This is a genomic window from Tistlia consotensis USBA 355 (assembly GCF_900177295.1).
GTDB classification, from domain to species: domain Bacteria; phylum Pseudomonadota; class Alphaproteobacteria; order Kiloniellales; family DSM-21159; genus Tistlia; species Tistlia consotensis.
In genome coordinates, this window is sequence record NZ_FWZX01000017.1 from 108,742 (window position 1) to 122,861 (window position 14,120).

At 72.2% G+C, this 14,120-nt stretch carries 11 protein-coding genes; 7 read left to right on the top strand and 4 right to left on the bottom strand.

The features are described 5' to 3' along the window. Window positions 1–10: 10 nt before the first annotated feature. Window positions 11–649 (bottom strand): maleylacetoacetate isomerase, encoded by a 639-nt coding sequence (gene maiA, locus B9O00_RS19300; protein WP_085124338.1) that lies wholly within the window; start codon window positions 647–649, stop codon window positions 11–13. 16 nt (window positions 650–665) lie between these two features. Then, window positions 666–1,028, bottom strand: a complete 363-nt coding sequence (locus B9O00_RS19305) for a putative quinol monooxygenase (RefSeq protein WP_085124339.1) — start codon at window positions 1,026–1,028, stop codon at window positions 666–668. A 282-nt stretch (window positions 1,029–1,310) separates the two neighbouring features. Between B9O00_RS19305 and B9O00_RS19310 the strand changes: the two genes are divergently transcribed. Both B9O00_RS19310 and B9O00_RS19315 read left to right on the top strand, forming a co-directional pair. Then, entirely contained in the window at window positions 1,311–4,235 is a 2,925-nt protein-coding gene (locus B9O00_RS19310; RefSeq protein ID WP_085124340.1) for an FAD-dependent oxidoreductase, read from the top strand. A gap of 18 nt (window positions 4,236–4,253) precedes the next feature. Further along, window positions 4,254–4,802, top strand: a complete 549-nt coding sequence (locus tag B9O00_RS19315) for an aromatic-ring-hydroxylating dioxygenase subunit beta (RefSeq protein WP_085124341.1) — start codon at window positions 4,254–4,256, stop codon at window positions 4,800–4,802. Window positions 4,803–4,929: 127 nt separating this feature from the next. On the opposite strand, the gene B9O00_RS19320 is transcribed toward B9O00_RS19315, so the two are convergent. Continuing rightward, entirely contained in the window at window positions 4,930–5,454 is a 525-nt protein-coding gene (locus B9O00_RS19320; protein WP_085124342.1) for a MarR family winged helix-turn-helix transcriptional regulator, read from the bottom strand. A 331-nt stretch (window positions 5,455–5,785) separates the two neighbouring features. On the opposite strand from B9O00_RS19320, the gene B9O00_RS19325 reads away from it, so the two are divergent. The 4 genes from B9O00_RS19325 to B9O00_RS19340 are packed head-to-tail and all read left to right on the top strand — an operon-like array spanning window position 5,786 to window position 11,673. After that, window positions 5,786–7,234, top strand: a complete 1,449-nt coding sequence (locus B9O00_RS19325) for an amidase (protein ID WP_159460266.1) — start codon at window positions 5,786–5,788, stop codon at window positions 7,232–7,234. A 26-nt stretch (window positions 7,235–7,260) separates the two neighbouring features. Continuing rightward, complete coding sequence (locus B9O00_RS19330; protein ID WP_085124344.1) at window positions 7,261–9,639, top strand: xanthine dehydrogenase family protein molybdopterin-binding subunit; 2,379 nt, start codon at window positions 7,261–7,263, stop codon at window positions 9,637–9,639. Further along, window positions 9,636–10,463: an FAD binding domain-containing protein gene (locus B9O00_RS19335; RefSeq protein WP_085124345.1), complete on the top strand. Its 828-nt coding sequence runs from the start codon at window positions 9,636–9,638 to the stop codon at window positions 10,461–10,463. The genes B9O00_RS19330 and B9O00_RS19335 overlap by 4 nt, the downstream gene beginning before the upstream one ends. A 43-nt stretch (window positions 10,464–10,506) precedes the next feature. Further along, window positions 10,507–11,673 carry a xanthine dehydrogenase family Fe-S subunit gene (locus tag B9O00_RS19340; protein WP_085124346.1) on the top strand — a complete coding sequence of 389 codons (1,167 nt, stop codon included), beginning with the start codon at window positions 10,507–10,509 and terminating at the stop codon, window positions 11,671–11,673. 28 nt (window positions 11,674–11,701) lie between these two features. Here B9O00_RS19340 and fabD read toward each other — a convergent pair whose 3' ends face one another. Then, a complete protein-coding gene (fabD, locus tag B9O00_RS19345) occupies window positions 11,702–12,805 on the bottom strand; it encodes an ACP S-malonyltransferase (protein ID WP_085124347.1) in 1,104 nt (367 codons plus the stop codon). A 969-nt stretch (window positions 12,806–13,774) separates the two neighbouring features. On the opposite strand from fabD, the gene B9O00_RS19350 reads away from it, so the two are divergent. After that, window positions 13,775–14,086 carry an H-NS histone family protein gene (locus B9O00_RS19350; protein WP_200808579.1) on the top strand — a complete coding sequence of 104 codons (312 nt, stop codon included), beginning with the start codon at window positions 13,775–13,777 and terminating at the stop codon, window positions 14,084–14,086. Window positions 14,087–14,120 lie beyond the last annotated feature (34 nt).

The following is a 14,120-nucleotide window of genomic DNA, read 5'->3' on the forward strand; positions in this document are numbered from 1 at the left end:
GACGTCCAGGCTAGAAGGCGTCCGGCTGGTACTTCGGCTGGGTCGTCTCGAAGGCTTCGAGCTCCAGGCAGCGCCCGAAGATCGCCAGGGTCGCGGGATAGGCCTCGAGCGGGCAGTCGAAGCGCTTCGCGTTGAAGATCTGCGGCACCAGGCAGATGTCGGCGAGGCCCGGCCGGTCGCCGAAGCAGAAGCGTCCGGCGCAGCCCTCGTGGGCCAGCGTCGCCTCGAACTTCTGCAGGCCCTCGGCCATCCAGTGCCGGTACCAGGCGTCGCGGTCCGCATCGCTGAAATTCCAGGTCGCCTGGAGGTACTTCAGCACCCGGACGTTGTTCAGCGGATGGATCTCGCAGGCGACGACCTGGGCGAGCGAGCGCACGACCGCCCGGCCGGCCGCGTCGTCCGGCAGGAAGGGCGGCTCGGGATAGCGCTCGTCGAGATACTCCAGGATCGCCAGCGACTGGGCGTAGGCGCGCCCCTCGTCGACCAGGGTCGGCAGCAGCCCCTGCGGGTTGACCGCCAGGTACTCGGGGCTGCGGTGCTCCATCCTCGGCAGGCTGACGGCGTGCGCCTCGTACTCGATGCCCTTCAGCGCCAGCGCGATGCGCAGGCGGTAGGAGGTCGAGGAGCGGAAGAAGCCGTAGAGCTCCATCGGCCGGGCCCTCCGCTCAGGCCTTGTCGAGCAGGTGCTGCGGCGTGCTGGAGACGACCTGGACGTATTTCGGCACGAACTTGCCGCCCTCGATGTACTTGATGAAGGCCGGCTTGATCTCCTCGGCCAGGATCTTGCGGATCCGGGCGTGCTCCTCGATGTCGGCCCACTCGGCGATCAGGAAGAAGCGGCCGGGATCCTCGGTGTCGCGGCACAGCACGCCGTCCTTCACCTGGGCCGGCGACTTGTGCATCGGGTTGCCGTCGGAATAGTCGAACTCCTCGAAGAGGCGGATGAACTCCTCCTCGTGGCCGGGCAGCACCCGGAAATCGTAGATGTGCAGGTAGTTGCCGCTCTTCGCGAGGGGAACCATTGCCATGCCCGCTCTCCCTGTCAGCAGGTTCTTCCGGCCGAGGGACGGGGCGCTGCGGCCCGGCGCGGCTCGGCGATAAATGAGGCTATACTGATTAATAACGGCTCGCAACGGCAGAAAGCGGCATGCCGCCCCCGCCCGCGGGAGGGCAGCGGCTCGCTGCCGCCCGGTCCCTTGACGGCTGATCTGCGGGCGCCGGTCCGCCGCCGTGCCCGGGGCTCTCGGTTGCCAGTCCGAAAAAATGATGCATACTGAGTAAAAATCACGAACCGCTTCCCGGGGACCTGCATGGAGTGGATCGACGTTGCCGCCTTCGACACGCTGCCCGACGGCGGCGTGCGCGGTTTCGAGGTCGCCGGCAGGCCGGTCGCGCTGGTCCGCCAGGGGGCCGTGGTCCATGCGCTCCACGACATCTGCAGCCACCAGTTCGCCTTCCTGTCCGACGGCGTCGTCGAGGACGGCTGCCTGGAATGCCCGCTGCACCAGGGCCGCTTCTGCCTGAAGACCGGCAAGGCGATGGGCGGTCCGGTCGACGCGCCGGTCGCGACCTACGCGGCGAAGGTCGAGGGCGGGCGCGTGCTGGTCTGCCTAGACCGGCCGGCCGAGGCGGAGCCCGACCCCGGGGCGGAGCCCGCGCCGGCGCGGCGCGCCGCCGACGAGACCTTCGTCGTCGTCGGCGGCGGCCAGGCCGCGGGCGAGGCGATCCGCACCCTGCGGCAGCGCGGCTTCGCCGGCCGCCTGGTGCTGGTCGCCGAGGAGCCGCAGCTGCCCTACGAGCGGCCGCCCCTGTCCAAGGAGATCCTGACGGGCACCGCCGATGCGGCGCTCTGCCGGCTGATCGACGAGGCGGCGGCACGCGGCCTCGATCTCGACGCGCGGCTCGGCCGGCGCGCGGTCCGCCTGGACGCCGCGGCCCGCCGCCTCGCGCTCGACGACGGCGCCACGCTCGCCTACGACCGGCTGCTGCTGGCGACCGGATCGCGGCTGCGCCGCCTGGACCTGCCGGGCAGCGACCTGCCGGGCATCCACTACCTGCGCACCCTCGACGAGGCGCTGGCCCTGCGCCGCGCCTTCGGAAGTGCGAAGCGGCTGGCCGTGGTCGGCGGCGGCTTCATCGGCCTGGAGGTCGCCTCGGCCGCCCGCGCCGCCGGCCTCGAGGTCGTGGTGCTGGAGCGCGAGGCGGCGCTGATGAGCCGGCTGCTGCCGGCCCCGGCGGCGGCCCTGCTGGAGGCGCGGCTGCGCGCGGCCGGCGTGACGCTGGAGCTCGGCGCCGCGGTCTCCGGCTTCGCCGGCGAGGGCGTGGTGAGCGGCGTCGTGCTGGCCGACGGCCGGACGCTCGAGGCCGACCTCGTGGTGGTCGGCGTCGGCGTGCTGCCGAACCTGGAGCTGGCGCGGGACGCCGGCCTGGAGGTCGCCGACGGCATCCTGGTCGACGCCGCCGGCCGGACCAGCGACCCGGCGATCTTCGCGGCCGGCGACTGCGCGGTCTTCCCGAGCCCGCTGCGCGGCCGCCTGCGCCGCCTCGAATCCTGGCAGCATGCTCGCGAGCAGGCGCGCGCCGCCGCCGCGGCGATGCTCGGCGAGCCGGCCGGCTATGCTAGCCTGCCGTGGTTCTGGTCGGACCTCTTCGGCGGCAGCCTGCAGCTGCTCGGCCTGCCGCTGGCCGGCGACGAGACGGTGCTGCGCGAGGCGCCGGACGGCGGCGCGCTGGTCTTCGCCCTCGAGGAGGGGCGGCTGGTCGGCGCCATCGCCTTCGACGCCGGCGCCCGGCTGCGCCGCCTCGCCGGCGCGATCGAGCGGGCCGCGCGGGTCGACGCCGAGGCCCTGGCCGATCCGACCCGGCCGCTCGACGAGCTGATCGCCAGCCTCGCTGCCGGCGGTTCGCTGATCGCCTCGCCGAAGCGGGGCGGCCCGAAGGACAGTGAGCAGGGACAGCATGCCATGATCGACCGGACCCCGACCGCCTCGCCGCTGCGCAACGACCCCGACGGCTTCGAGTGGCCGGCCGAGGGGCTGAGCCGCATCCCCGACTGGGTCTACACCGACGAGACGATCTACCGCCGCGAGGTCGAGCGGATCTTCCACGGCCGGACCTGGAACTACGTCGCCCTGGAGGCCGAGCTGCCCGAGCCCGGCCACTTCGTGCGCTCCAACGTCGGCCCGACGCCGGTCGTGGTGACCCGCGCCGAGGACGGCGCGATCCACGTCTTCGAGAACCGCTGCGCGCACCGCGCCGCCGAGTTCTGCCGCAGCCTGCGCGGCAAGGCGAAGGAGTTCGTCTGCCCCTACCACCAGTGGTCCTACGACCTGACCGGCAAGCTGGTCGGCGTGCCCTTCCGGCGCGGCGTCAACAAGCAGGGCGGCATGCCGGCCGACTTCGATCCGAAGCAGCACAGCCTGCGGCGCCTGGCGGTGACCACGCGGCGCGGCGTCGTCTTCGCCTCCTATTGCGACGACATGGAGCCGCTCGAGGACTACCTCGGCCCCGAGATCCTGCGCGAGTTCGACGCCACCTTCGACGGCCGCGGGCTCAGGATCCTCGGCTACTACCGCAACACCCTGCCGGGGAACTGGAAGCTCTATCACGAGAACCTCAAGGACCCCTACCACGCGACCCTGCTGCACACCTTCCTGGTGACCTTCGGGCTGCTGGTCGCGGGCAACAAGTCGGCGATGCTCTGCGACGCGACCGGCCGGCACGGCGTCATGGCCTCGGCCAAGTCCGAGGGCAAGGCGGTCTCGGCCGAGAACCGGCAGGAGATGCGCGCCTACCGCGAGGGCATGGAGCTCAAGGAGCCCCGCTTCATGAACTTCGTCCAGGAGTTCGATTCGCCCTGGTCGGTGACCATGACGACGATCTGGCCGAACCTGGTCGTGCAGCGCGAGATGAACACCCTCGGCGTGCGCCAGATCGTGCCGGAGGGGCCGAACCAGTTCACCATGGTCTGGACCATGTTCGGCTTCGAGGGCGACGACGAGGAGATGACCCGGCACCGCCTGCGCCAGGGCAACCTGATGGGGCCGGCCGGCTTCCTCGGCCTGGAGGACAACGAGGCCATGAAGTTCGTCCAGGACGGCATGCTGTCGGGGGCCGCGGGCGAGCACCTGGTGGCGCTCGATCCCGCGACGCCGGTCGGCACCTCGGAGACGCTGATCTCGGAATCGGCGATCCGGGCGATGTACCAGCACTGGCGCGGCGTGATCGGCGTCTGAGCGAGGGGGGAGCGAGCGATGAGCAGTCTAGCCGCCGGGCCGACGGCCGCGGCCCACAGCGGGACGGCCTCACCGGACGACTGGAGCGAGAGGCTGCGCCTCCGGCTCGAGATCGAGGAGTTCAACGTCGCCTACTGCCGGGCGCTCGACGAGGGCCGGCTGATGGACTGGGTCGAGTTCTTCGCCGAGGACGCGCTCTATGTCGTCACGGCGCGCGAGAACCACGACGCCGGCCTGCCGGTCGGCCTCGTCTACTGCGAGGGCAAGGGCATGGCCCACGACCGCGCCTTCGCGATCCTGGAGACGGCGATGTACGCGCCACGCTACCTGCGCCACTACGTCTCCAACCTGCACCTGGCGGGCGTCGCGGCGGACGGGACGATCGAGGCCGAGAGCAGCTACCTGCTGCTGCAGACCCTGATGGACCGCCCCGAGCCGACCCTGCAGCAGGTCGGCCGCTACCTCGACCGCTTCGTGCGCGGCGCCGACGGCCGCCTGCTGCTGGCGAAGCGGATCTGCGTCTACGACAACCTGCTGGTCGACAACTCGCTGGTCTATCCGGTGTAGGGGGCGGGCCGGCGCTCTCACGTCCCTCGACAGGCTCGGGACGAAGCGAACGTGAGAGCCTTCACCGTCCTTCGCTTCGTCCCGAGCCTGTCGAGGGACGTGGCGGCCGGAACGACGAAGCAGCCGGTCAGCTCGGCCGGAAGATCGTGCGGCCGAGGTGGTTGTTGCCGTCGATCAGGCGGATCAGCATGGTCAGGAAGGCGTTGCGCTCCTCCGGCAGCAGCGGCTGCAGCAGGCGGTCCTGGGCGCGCTGCATGGCGGCGTGCATCTCGCTGGTGATGCGCTCGCCCTCGGGCGTCAGGCGCGCCAGCACCATGCGCCGGTCCTCGCTGCTGCGCTTGCGCTCGACCAGGCCGCGCTTGCTCAGGCGGTTGAGCACGTCGGCGACGTTGGTGCGGTCGATGCCGAGCTCGCGGCCGAGCGAGTTCTGGTCGATGTCGGCCTGCAGCAGCAGGGTGGTCAGCACGCCGTATTGCACCGGCGTGATCTCGAAGGCGCCGCACTCCTCGAAGAACAGCGCGTAGTGGATCTGGTGCAGGCGCCGGACCAGATAGCCGGGCCGCGCCCAGAGCGGCATGCGCGAAACCAGAAGATTGGGCTCCAGGCTCTCGGGGGCTGCGTCGCGCTTCCTGCGCTTGGCCGGCGTCGTCATTCTGGTTCTTTCTGGCTGCGAGCGGGCGGAGCGTGCGCCCTGCTTAGGACGTGGCAAATTTACTGTCAATGGCGGTCGACTCTACAGTCAGTATATCGCGTGATTCGACCGCAGGGATATTTGGCCGCAGGCTCTCGTCTGCTGCGGCGACCGACATCAAGGCATTCAATGGACTGGAAATTCCTGTGCGCTCGCCGCCGGATCGAGGATGCGAACGAATTTCAGTATGCTGCCGAGTCACCTTGACGCTCGGTCGGGAAAAAACTCAGTATACCGCATAAGTCGGGGTGCCGGCAGGGCACCCCCCGGGGGCGGACAGGGGGGCGGTTCGGTGCAGCAGCAGACGGTTCACTGGCGGTCCGGCGCGCTGGCCCTGGCGCGCGAGACGAGCGCCGGCCGGCTGTCGTCGCGGGCGCTGGTCGCCGGCTTCCTGCAGCGCGCCCGCGGCAGCCAGGCGAGCCTCAACGCCTTCGCCGCGCTGCGCGAGGCCGACGCCCTGGCCGAGGCCGAGGCGGCCGACCGCGCCGCCGCCGAGGGGCGCAGCCTCGGCCCGCTCCACGGCGTGCCGGTCTCGGTGAAGGACATCCTCAACGTCGCCGGCCTGCCGACCCGCTGGGGCTCGCGCACCCTGGCCGAGGCCGCCCCGGCGCCGGCCGACAGCCTCGGCGTCGCGCGGCTGCGTGCCGCCGGCGCGATCGTCCTCGGCAAGACCACGACCAGCGAGTTCGCCCACTCGATGATGGGCCGCTCGCCGCTGACCGGCACGACGCGCAATCCCTGGGACGCCGCGGTCACCTGCGGCGGCTCCAGCGCCGGCGCTGGCGTCTCGGTCGCGGCCGGCCTGTCGACCCTGGCGCTGGCGACCGACGCCGGCTGCTCGGTGCGCCTGCCGGCCGCCTGCACCGGCGTCGTCGGCCTGAAGCCGACCCTCGGCCTGGTGCCGCACAACGGCGTGCCCGAGGGCTTCGCCAACTTCATCCACCTGGGCCTGATGGCGCGCAGCGTCGCCGAGGTCGCCCTGTTCCTCGACGTCGTCGCCGGGCCGCAGCGCGACGACCCGCACTCGCTCGCCGTGCCGGCGCCGCGGGCCCTGGCGGCGGTCGAGGCCGGCGGCGACCTCGCCGGCCGGCGCCTCCTCTGCCGGCCGAGGATGGGCAACAGGCGGCTCTCGGCCGAGATGACGGCGGTGCTGGACGAGGCCGTGGAGCGCTTCCGCGCACTCGGCGCCGAGGTGGTCGTCGACGAGAGCGAGATCGACAATCCCGAGCCGGTCTGGCGCATCCTGCAGCAGTCGAACTGGGCCCAGCGCCTGGGCGCCCGGATCGGCGAGCTGGAGGGCCGGATCGATGACAGCCTGGTCGCCGGCGTGCGCGAGGGGCTCGGCTACTCGGGACCGGAGCTGCAGCGCGCGCTCTATGCCCGTACCGCGATCTTCCGGGCCTACCAGGCCTGGTTCGACGACTTCGACCTGCTGCTGACGCCGGTCATGGCGCGGCGCAGCCTGGATGCCGATCACCCGGTCCTGGCGCCGGTCGAGATCGACGGCGAGGCGGTCGGCGACATGCGCCGCGAGTGGACGCCCTACCTCAACGCCTTCGACCTGAGCGGCCATCCGGCGATCAGCCTGCCTGCCGGCCGGCTCGACGGCCGGCTGCCGGTCGGCATCCAGCTGGTCGGCCGCTGGTACGCCGACGGCGAGCTGCTGAGGGCTGCCGCGGCCTACGAAGGCCTTCTAGACTGGACGCGCGACTGGCCGCCGGTCGCCGACGCTGCGGCCTGATCCGGCGAGGCGAGAGGAGGGGAGCGATGAGCGAGAAGCCCGAGCCGTCCGGCACTGGCATCGGCGTCCGGGTCCGCCGCAAGGAGGACCGGCGGCACCTGCAGGGCCGCGGCCGCTTCGTCGCCGACCTCGCCATGCCCGGCCTGCTGGAGGTCGCCTTCCTGCGCTCGCCGGTCGCCCACGCCCGCCTGACGGGGTGGCGCAAGGCGCCGGGCGCCGAGGCGCGCTGCTTCTTCCTCGAGGACCTGGAGGGCCTGCAGCCGATCGTCGCCCGCTCCTCGCTCAAGGGCTACAAGGTCTCGGAATGGCCGGCCCTGGCGCGGGACAAGCTGCGCTACGTCGGCGAGTGCGTCGCCGCCTGCGTCGCGCCGACCCGCGCCGAGGCCGAGGACCTGGCCGAGGCCTGCGGCCTGGACTACGAGGAGCTGCCGGCGGTCATCGATCCCCTGGCGGCGCGCCGGGCGGGCAGCCCGCTGGTCCACGAGTCCTGGGGCGACAACCTGTTCCTCGAGACCTTCGTCGACGGCGACATCGACGCGATCGCCAGGACCGCGGCGGTCAAGGTCGAGCGCGAGTACGCGACGGCGCGCCAGTGCATGCACCCGATGGAAGGCAAGGGGCTGCTGGCCTGGTGGGACGACCGCGCCGACCAGCTGGTCGTGCACACCTCGACCCAGGTGCCGCACGTCATCCGCACCGGCCTCGCCGAGTGCCTGGGCCTGGAGCAGCGTCGGGTGCGGATCGCGCCGCCCGACGTCGGCGGCGGCTTCGGCTACAAGTGCATCCTGCAGCCCGAGGAGCTGGTCGTGGCCTGGCTGGCCATGACCTACCGGCGGCCCTTCCGCTGGGTCGAGGACCGGCGCGAGCACCTGGTTGCCGGCGCCAACGCCCGCGAGCACCACTACAAGGTCACGGCCTATGCCGACGCGCGCGGCCGGCTGCTGGCGCTCGACGCCGAGGTCACGGTCAACGTCGGCGCCTATTCGGTCTATCCCTTCACCGCCTGCCTGGAGGCGGCGCAGGCCGGCGGCAACCTGCCGGGTCCCTACGACTTCCGGAACTACCGCTGCCGGACCTACTCGGTCGCCAGCAACAAGCCGCCCTTCACGCCCTACCGCGGCGTCGCCCGGCCCGGCGTCTGCTTCGCCATCGAGCTGACCATCGACGCGATCGCCCGGGCGGTCGGCCGCGAGCCCGCCGAGGTGCGCGCCGAGAACCTGGTACCCGGCTCGGCCATGCCCTACGACAACGTCACCAACAAGCACTACGACAGCGGCGACTACCCGGAATCCCTGCGCCGGGCGATGGCGCGCATCGACCTGCCGGCCGTGCGCACGCGCCAGGCGCAGGGCGAGCCCGACGGCCGGCTGATCGGCGTCGGCTTCTCGACCTTCACCGAGCAGTCGGCCCACGGCACCAAGGTCTTCGCCTCCTGGGGCATTCCCATGGTCCCGGGCTACGAGCAGGCGACGGTGCGCCTGACGCCGGAGGGCGGCGTCGAGGTGCGCGCCGGCATCCACACCATCGGCCAGGGCCTGGAGACGACGCTCGCCCAGGTCGCCAGCGAGATCCTGACGATCCCGGTCGAGCGCATCGGCGTGGTGCTGGGCGACACCGCCGAGACGCCCTATTCGACCGGCGCCTACGCCTCGCGCGGCGCGGTCATGGCCGGCGGCGCGGTCTCGCGCTCGGCCACGGCCCTGGCCGGGCAGATCAAGGCGATCGCCGCGCACCTGCTGCAGTGCGAGCCGGCCGAGGTGAGCTTCGAGGGAGGCCGGATCCGCGGCGGCAATGCCAGCCTGGACTTCGCCGACGTCGGCCGCGCCTGGTATCTCAATCCCGAGCAGCTGCCGGACGGCGTCGACGCACGCGGGCTGGAGGCGACCGAGGGCTTCAAGCCGAAGGTCGACAGCGGCGCCTTCACCTACGCGACCCACGCCGCGGTCGTCGCCGTCGATCCCGAGACCGGGAAGGTCGAGATCCTGGACTACGTGGTGATCGAGGACTGCGGCACGATGATCAACCCGATGATCGTCGAGGGCCAGGCCTTCGGTGGCAGCGCCCAGGGCATCGGCACGGCGCTGTTCGAGGAGAGCCCCTACGACGCCGCCGGCCAGCCGCTGCATTCGACCCTGGCCGACTACCTGCTGCCGGGGCCGAGCGAGCTGCCGTCCTTCCGCATCGAGCACATGGAGACGCCGAGCCCCTATACCGCCCACGGCATCAAGGGCGTCGGCGAGGGCGGGGCGATCGCGCCGCCGGGCGCCATCGTCAACGCGATCAACGACGCGGTGAAGGGCCTCGGCGTCGAGATGACCGAGATCCCGGTCTCGCCGCGCCGCCTGCTCGGCAAGATCCTGGCGGCCCGGTCCGGCACCCCCTCCGGCCTGGAGGCGGCGGAATGAAGGCGGCCGCCTTCGACTACGCCCGCGCCGGCGACCTCGCGGAAGCCGTCCGGCTGCTCGGCGAGGGCGAGGGCTCGGCCAAGCTGATCGCCGGCGGCCAGTCGCTCGGGCCGATGCTGAACCTGCGCCTGGTGCGGGTCGGCCTGCTGGTCGACATCCGCCGGCTCGAGGCGCTGCGTACGGTCGAGGAGGGCGAGGGGACCCTGCGCTACGGCGCGCTGATCACCCACAGCGAGTTCGAGGACGGCCGGGTGCCCGACGCCGGCAACGGCCTGCTGCGCCAGGTCGGCGGCGGCATCGCCTATCGGGCCGTGCGCAACCGCGGCACCCTGGGCGGCAGCCTGGCCCACGCCGACCCGGCGGCCGACTGGATCTCGGCCTTCACGGCGCTCGACGCGACCCTGCAGATCGAGGGGCCGGCGGGGCGGCGGAGCCTGCCGCTGGCCGGCGGCCTGCTCGGCGCCTTCACCCTCGATCTCGGCGAGACGGAGATCCTGACCGCGGTCGAGGTGCCGAGGCTCGGCGCCGGCGCGCGCTGGGGCTGGCACAAGATCAACCGCAAGACCGGCGAGTTCGCCGACGCCATCGGCGTCGCCCTGCTGGATGAGGAGCGCGGCTTCTGCCGGGTCGTCTGCGGCGCCGTCGAGGGGCCGCCGGTCGTGCTGGCGGCGGTCGCCGAGGCGCTGCGGGCGGAGGGCCGGCAGGCCGGCCGCGCGCTGGTGCCGGCGGCGGTCGCCGAGGCACTGCCGGCGCTCGACCCGGTCGGCCGCCATCTCCACGTCGTCGCGGTCCAGCGCGCGATCGATCAGGTGTTCGGGCGATGAAGGTGCGGGCGGTGAAGGTTGGGGCGATGAAGGTGTTCGGGCGATGAAGCGGACGGTCCCCCTCGCGCTCACGGTCAACGGCGATCCGGTCGAGGCCCAGGTCGAGCCGCGCACCCACCTCGCCGACTTCCTGCGCGGCGCCCTCGGCCTGACCGGCACGCACCTGGGCTGCGAGCACGGCGTCTGCGGCGCCTGCACGGTGATGATCGACGGCCAGCCGGCGCGCAGCTGCATCACCTTCGCCGCCGCCTGCGACGGCGCCGAGGTGCGCACCGTCGAGGGCTTCAGCGACGACCCGACCATGGCGGCATTGCGCGAGGCCTTCTCCCAGCATCACGGCCTGCAGTGCGGCTACTGCACGCCGGGCATGCTGATCAGCGCCCGCGACGTCGTCGCCCGACTGCCCGGCGCCGACGAGCAGCGGGTGCGCCTGGAGATGAGCGGCAACCTCTGCCGCTGCACCGGCTACATGGGCATCGTCGCCGCCGTGAAGCAGGTCGCCGGCCAGGTCGCCGAGGGGGTGCTGCCGCCCGGGCTGCCGACCGGCGCCAGCCTCGCCGGCCTGCCGCGCGTCGTCGCCGGCGGCGTGTCGGCCCCGCCGGCCGCTCCAGCGCCCGAGCGGTTGGCCGAGACGCCCGCCGAGAGCCTGCTGTCGGAGGCCGACGCCTCCTGGCAGGCGCTGGCGGAGAGCTTCACGGTCGGCCATCCGCCGGCCGAGGTCTGGCGGCTCTTCGAGGACGTCGCGGCGGTCGCCGGCTGCCTGCCGGGCGCCGAGCTGAGCGAGGTCGCGGGCGAGCGCCTGACGGGTCGCCTGCGGGTCAAGTTCGGGCCGATCCGCGGCGCCTTCGAGGGCGAGGGCCGGCATCGTCCCGACCCGGCGGCGCAGAGCGGCCTGCTGCAGGGCAGCGGGCTCGACCGCAACAGCGGCTCGCGGGCCCGCGGCGAGGCGCGCTACCGGCTGGAGCCGGCCGGCGCCGGCACCCGGGTCTCGGTCGAGGTGCGCTACCAGCTGACCGGCCCGCTGGCGCAGTTCGGGCGCAGCGGCCTGGTGCGCGACTTCGCCGGACGTCTCACCGCCGAGTTCGCGCGCAACCTTTCGGCACGCCTGGAGGGCGGTGCCGGGGCCGCCCGGCCGGCGCGGGAGCTCGATGCCGTGTCCCTGACCCTCTCGGTGATCTGGAGCCGGATCAGGCGCCTGTTCGGCGGGTGAGCGGGAGGCTCGGGGAGCGGCTGCCGGCTCAGCCGGCCGCCGGCTCGACCTCGTCCAGCGCGAAGTAGCCGTTGTAGCCCTGCAGGTAGACCGCCGCGCGGTGGCCGAACAGCACGACCGCCTGGCTCTTGGTGGTCAGGGGCTCGCGATGGCCGGGGACCCGGACCCGGGTGCCGACCGGGTATGCGCGGTTCCAGTCGGCGACCTTCTGCTGGGGATCCCCAGGGTCCCGGGCGGGGGCGGGCTCCGCGTCAGGCGGTGCCGCCGGGGCCGGTGCGGCGCCGGGCCTGAAGCTGGCCTTGATCGTCCTGGCGAGCTTGGTCAGGACGTCGCCGGGGCCGAGCTCGATGAAGTCGGTCACGCCCTGGCGCAGCATGTAGGTCATGCCGTCGAGCCAGCGCACCGAGTGGGTCAGCTGCTCGCTCAGGGTCCTGGCGGCCTCGCCGGGCCGGTAGGGCAGGGCGTCGACGTTGGCGATCACGGGGATCTGCGGCTCGGCGAAGGCGAAGCCCTCGACGAAGGCGGAGAAGTCCTCCAGCACCGGCCGCATGTAGCGCGAATGGAAGGCACCGCCGACGTTGAGCGGAATGTAGGTCGCCTCGGCCCGCTCGAAGCTGGCCTGGGCCCGCTCGATGTCGGCGTCGAGGCCGGAGATGATGATCTGTTCGGCGGCGTTGTAGTTGGCGACGTCGATCGCCTCGAGGCCGTTCTCGGCCAGGACCTCGGCGACCTTGCCGGCCTCGAGGCCGATGACGGCGGCCATCCTGCCCTTGGGCGCGGTGCTCATCAGCTCGCCGCGCTTCCTGACCAGCCTCAAGCCGTCCTCGAAGCCCAGGACCCCGGCGCATTCCAGGGCGTCGTACTCGCCGAGGCTGTGGCCGGCGACGAAGTCCGGCCGCTCGCCGGTCTCCTGCTGGTGCCGGCGGCGGGTCAGGGCGTTGACGACGTAGAGCGCGGGCTGGGTGTACTGCGTCCTTCCGAGGCGGCGCTGCGGATCCTCCAGGCAGAGCTGGCGGATCGACAGGCCGAGAATCTCGTCGGCCGCGGCGGTCAGCTCGGGGAAGGCCTCGAACAGGCCCTCGCCCATGCCGACCCGCTGCGATCCCTGCCCGGGAAAGAGATAGGCCTTCATGTCTTCGTCCGCGTTCTGCCGTGGTGAGGAGGCGGCGGCAATGCCTTCCGTCCAGAATAGCGAGGCGGGACGGAGGGCACTACCGCGTTGGTGCCGCGGCGAACCGCCGACGGGCCGCACTGGCGCGAGGACCGCCCGGTCGTCTTTTCCGGCGCTGCGCTCGTCGCGGTGAGGTGCGCCGGCCCCGGATCAAATGCGGAGAAATAGACCTGGCTCCACGCAACCTGAAATCGACCGGGCGGAGGCGATGGTTTTCCGGCCGTCGAAAGGTCGCGCGCCGTTGTCCGCCTTTCTCGTCGCAGGGCCGCAGACCCGATCGGAGACGTGAAACGCGCGTTGGCGAAGACGCAGCCGGGCCAGATGATTCCGGCGCTTCTCGGGCCGCTGTCTCGACTGCCTTTGACGGCCGGCGGCAAGGTCGACCGCGGCTTCTCGATGGATCGCGAGCCGGAGGAATTGTCCGATCCGGAAGCGGGCGCCTTTGCCGGGCCGAACTCGGAAGGCCTCGCCGCCGCCGAAGGATACCGGCTCGGCCCGGCGGCATCGGCGCGTCGGGCCGTTCGGGGGCGTTCCGGGCCTATGTCGAGGCGATGGATCGCCGCACGCCGGACAGTTGCGCCGAGAGGGCGGGCCTGTTTGCCGTCGGACGTGAAATCCGCATGCCGGCCGGCGGCAAGACCGCCCGCCGGTCGAAGGCGTTCGCCGGCCGCCGGGACGCGGAAACCCTGGCCGGCGGTCCTTTCGGCCCGCTCTGGCAGCCCCCCGCGACGCACGCTGCCGGCCAAGTTGCGAAACTACCTCGACGAGAAGTCCTGAAGGTCGAAAACGGAAGCCGAGAAAACCGACGGGAAACCGGATGGGGAACGAAGAAGATCACTTGCGGTTTATGGAATTGTCGCTAGGTTCTCCGCAACCGAACCGAATTTCTATTGAAAGGGGCTTTCCATGGCGGCCGTCAATCTCGAAAAGATGAGCACGAAGGAGCTCAAGGACCTGATCGCGAGCGCCGAGGCGATGATCGCGAAAAAGGAAAAGGCCGAGCGCCAGAGCGCCCTCAAGGATGCGCAGGCCGCGGCGGCGAAATGGGGCTTCGATCTGAAGGAGCTGATCGACGCCGGCGCCAAGCCCGCCGGCCGCAAGGCCGGCAAGCGCCAGCTCAAGCCGAAGTTCCGCCATCCGGAGAATCCCGACCTGACCTGGAGCGGCGTCGGCCGCAAGCCGAAGTGGGTGCTGGAGGCGGAGAGCGCCGGCAAGATCGACGCGATGCGCATTTCCGACTGAGCCGGGGGCGGACGGCGTCGCGTCCGTCCGTGCC

Bases quoted from the DNA above. Each gene is read 5' to 3' on its own strand.
- maiA (WP_085124338.1), bottom strand. From the start codon at position 649: ATGGAGCTCTACGGCTTCTTCCGCTCCTCGACCTCCTACCGCCTGCGC.
- B9O00_RS19305 (WP_085124339.1), bottom strand. From the start codon at position 1,028: ATGGCAATGGTTCCCCTCGCGAAGAGCGGCAACTACCTGCACATCTAC.
- B9O00_RS19310 (WP_085124340.1), top strand. From the start codon at position 1,311: ATGGAGTGGATCGACGTTGCCGCCTTCGACACGCTGCCCGACGGCGGC.
- B9O00_RS19315 (WP_085124341.1), top strand. From the start codon at position 4,254: ATGAGCAGTCTAGCCGCCGGGCCGACGGCCGCGGCCCACAGCGGGACG.
- B9O00_RS19320 (WP_085124342.1), bottom strand. From the start codon at position 5,454: ATGACGACGCCGGCCAAGCGCAGGAAGCGCGACGCAGCCCCCGAGAGC.
- B9O00_RS19330 (WP_085124344.1), top strand. From the start codon at position 7,261: ATGAGCGAGAAGCCCGAGCCGTCCGGCACTGGCATCGGCGTCCGGGTC.
- B9O00_RS19335 (WP_085124345.1), top strand. From the start codon at position 9,636: ATGAAGGCGGCCGCCTTCGACTACGCCCGCGCCGGCGACCTCGCGGAA.
- B9O00_RS19340 (WP_085124346.1), top strand. From the start codon at position 10,507: ATGAAGCGGACGGTCCCCCTCGCGCTCACGGTCAACGGCGATCCGGTC.
- fabD (WP_085124347.1), bottom strand. From the start codon at position 12,805: ATGAAGGCCTATCTCTTTCCCGGGCAGGGATCGCAGCGGGTCGGCATG.
- B9O00_RS19350 (WP_200808579.1), top strand. From the start codon at position 13,775: ATGAGCACGAAGGAGCTCAAGGACCTGATCGCGAGCGCCGAGGCGATG.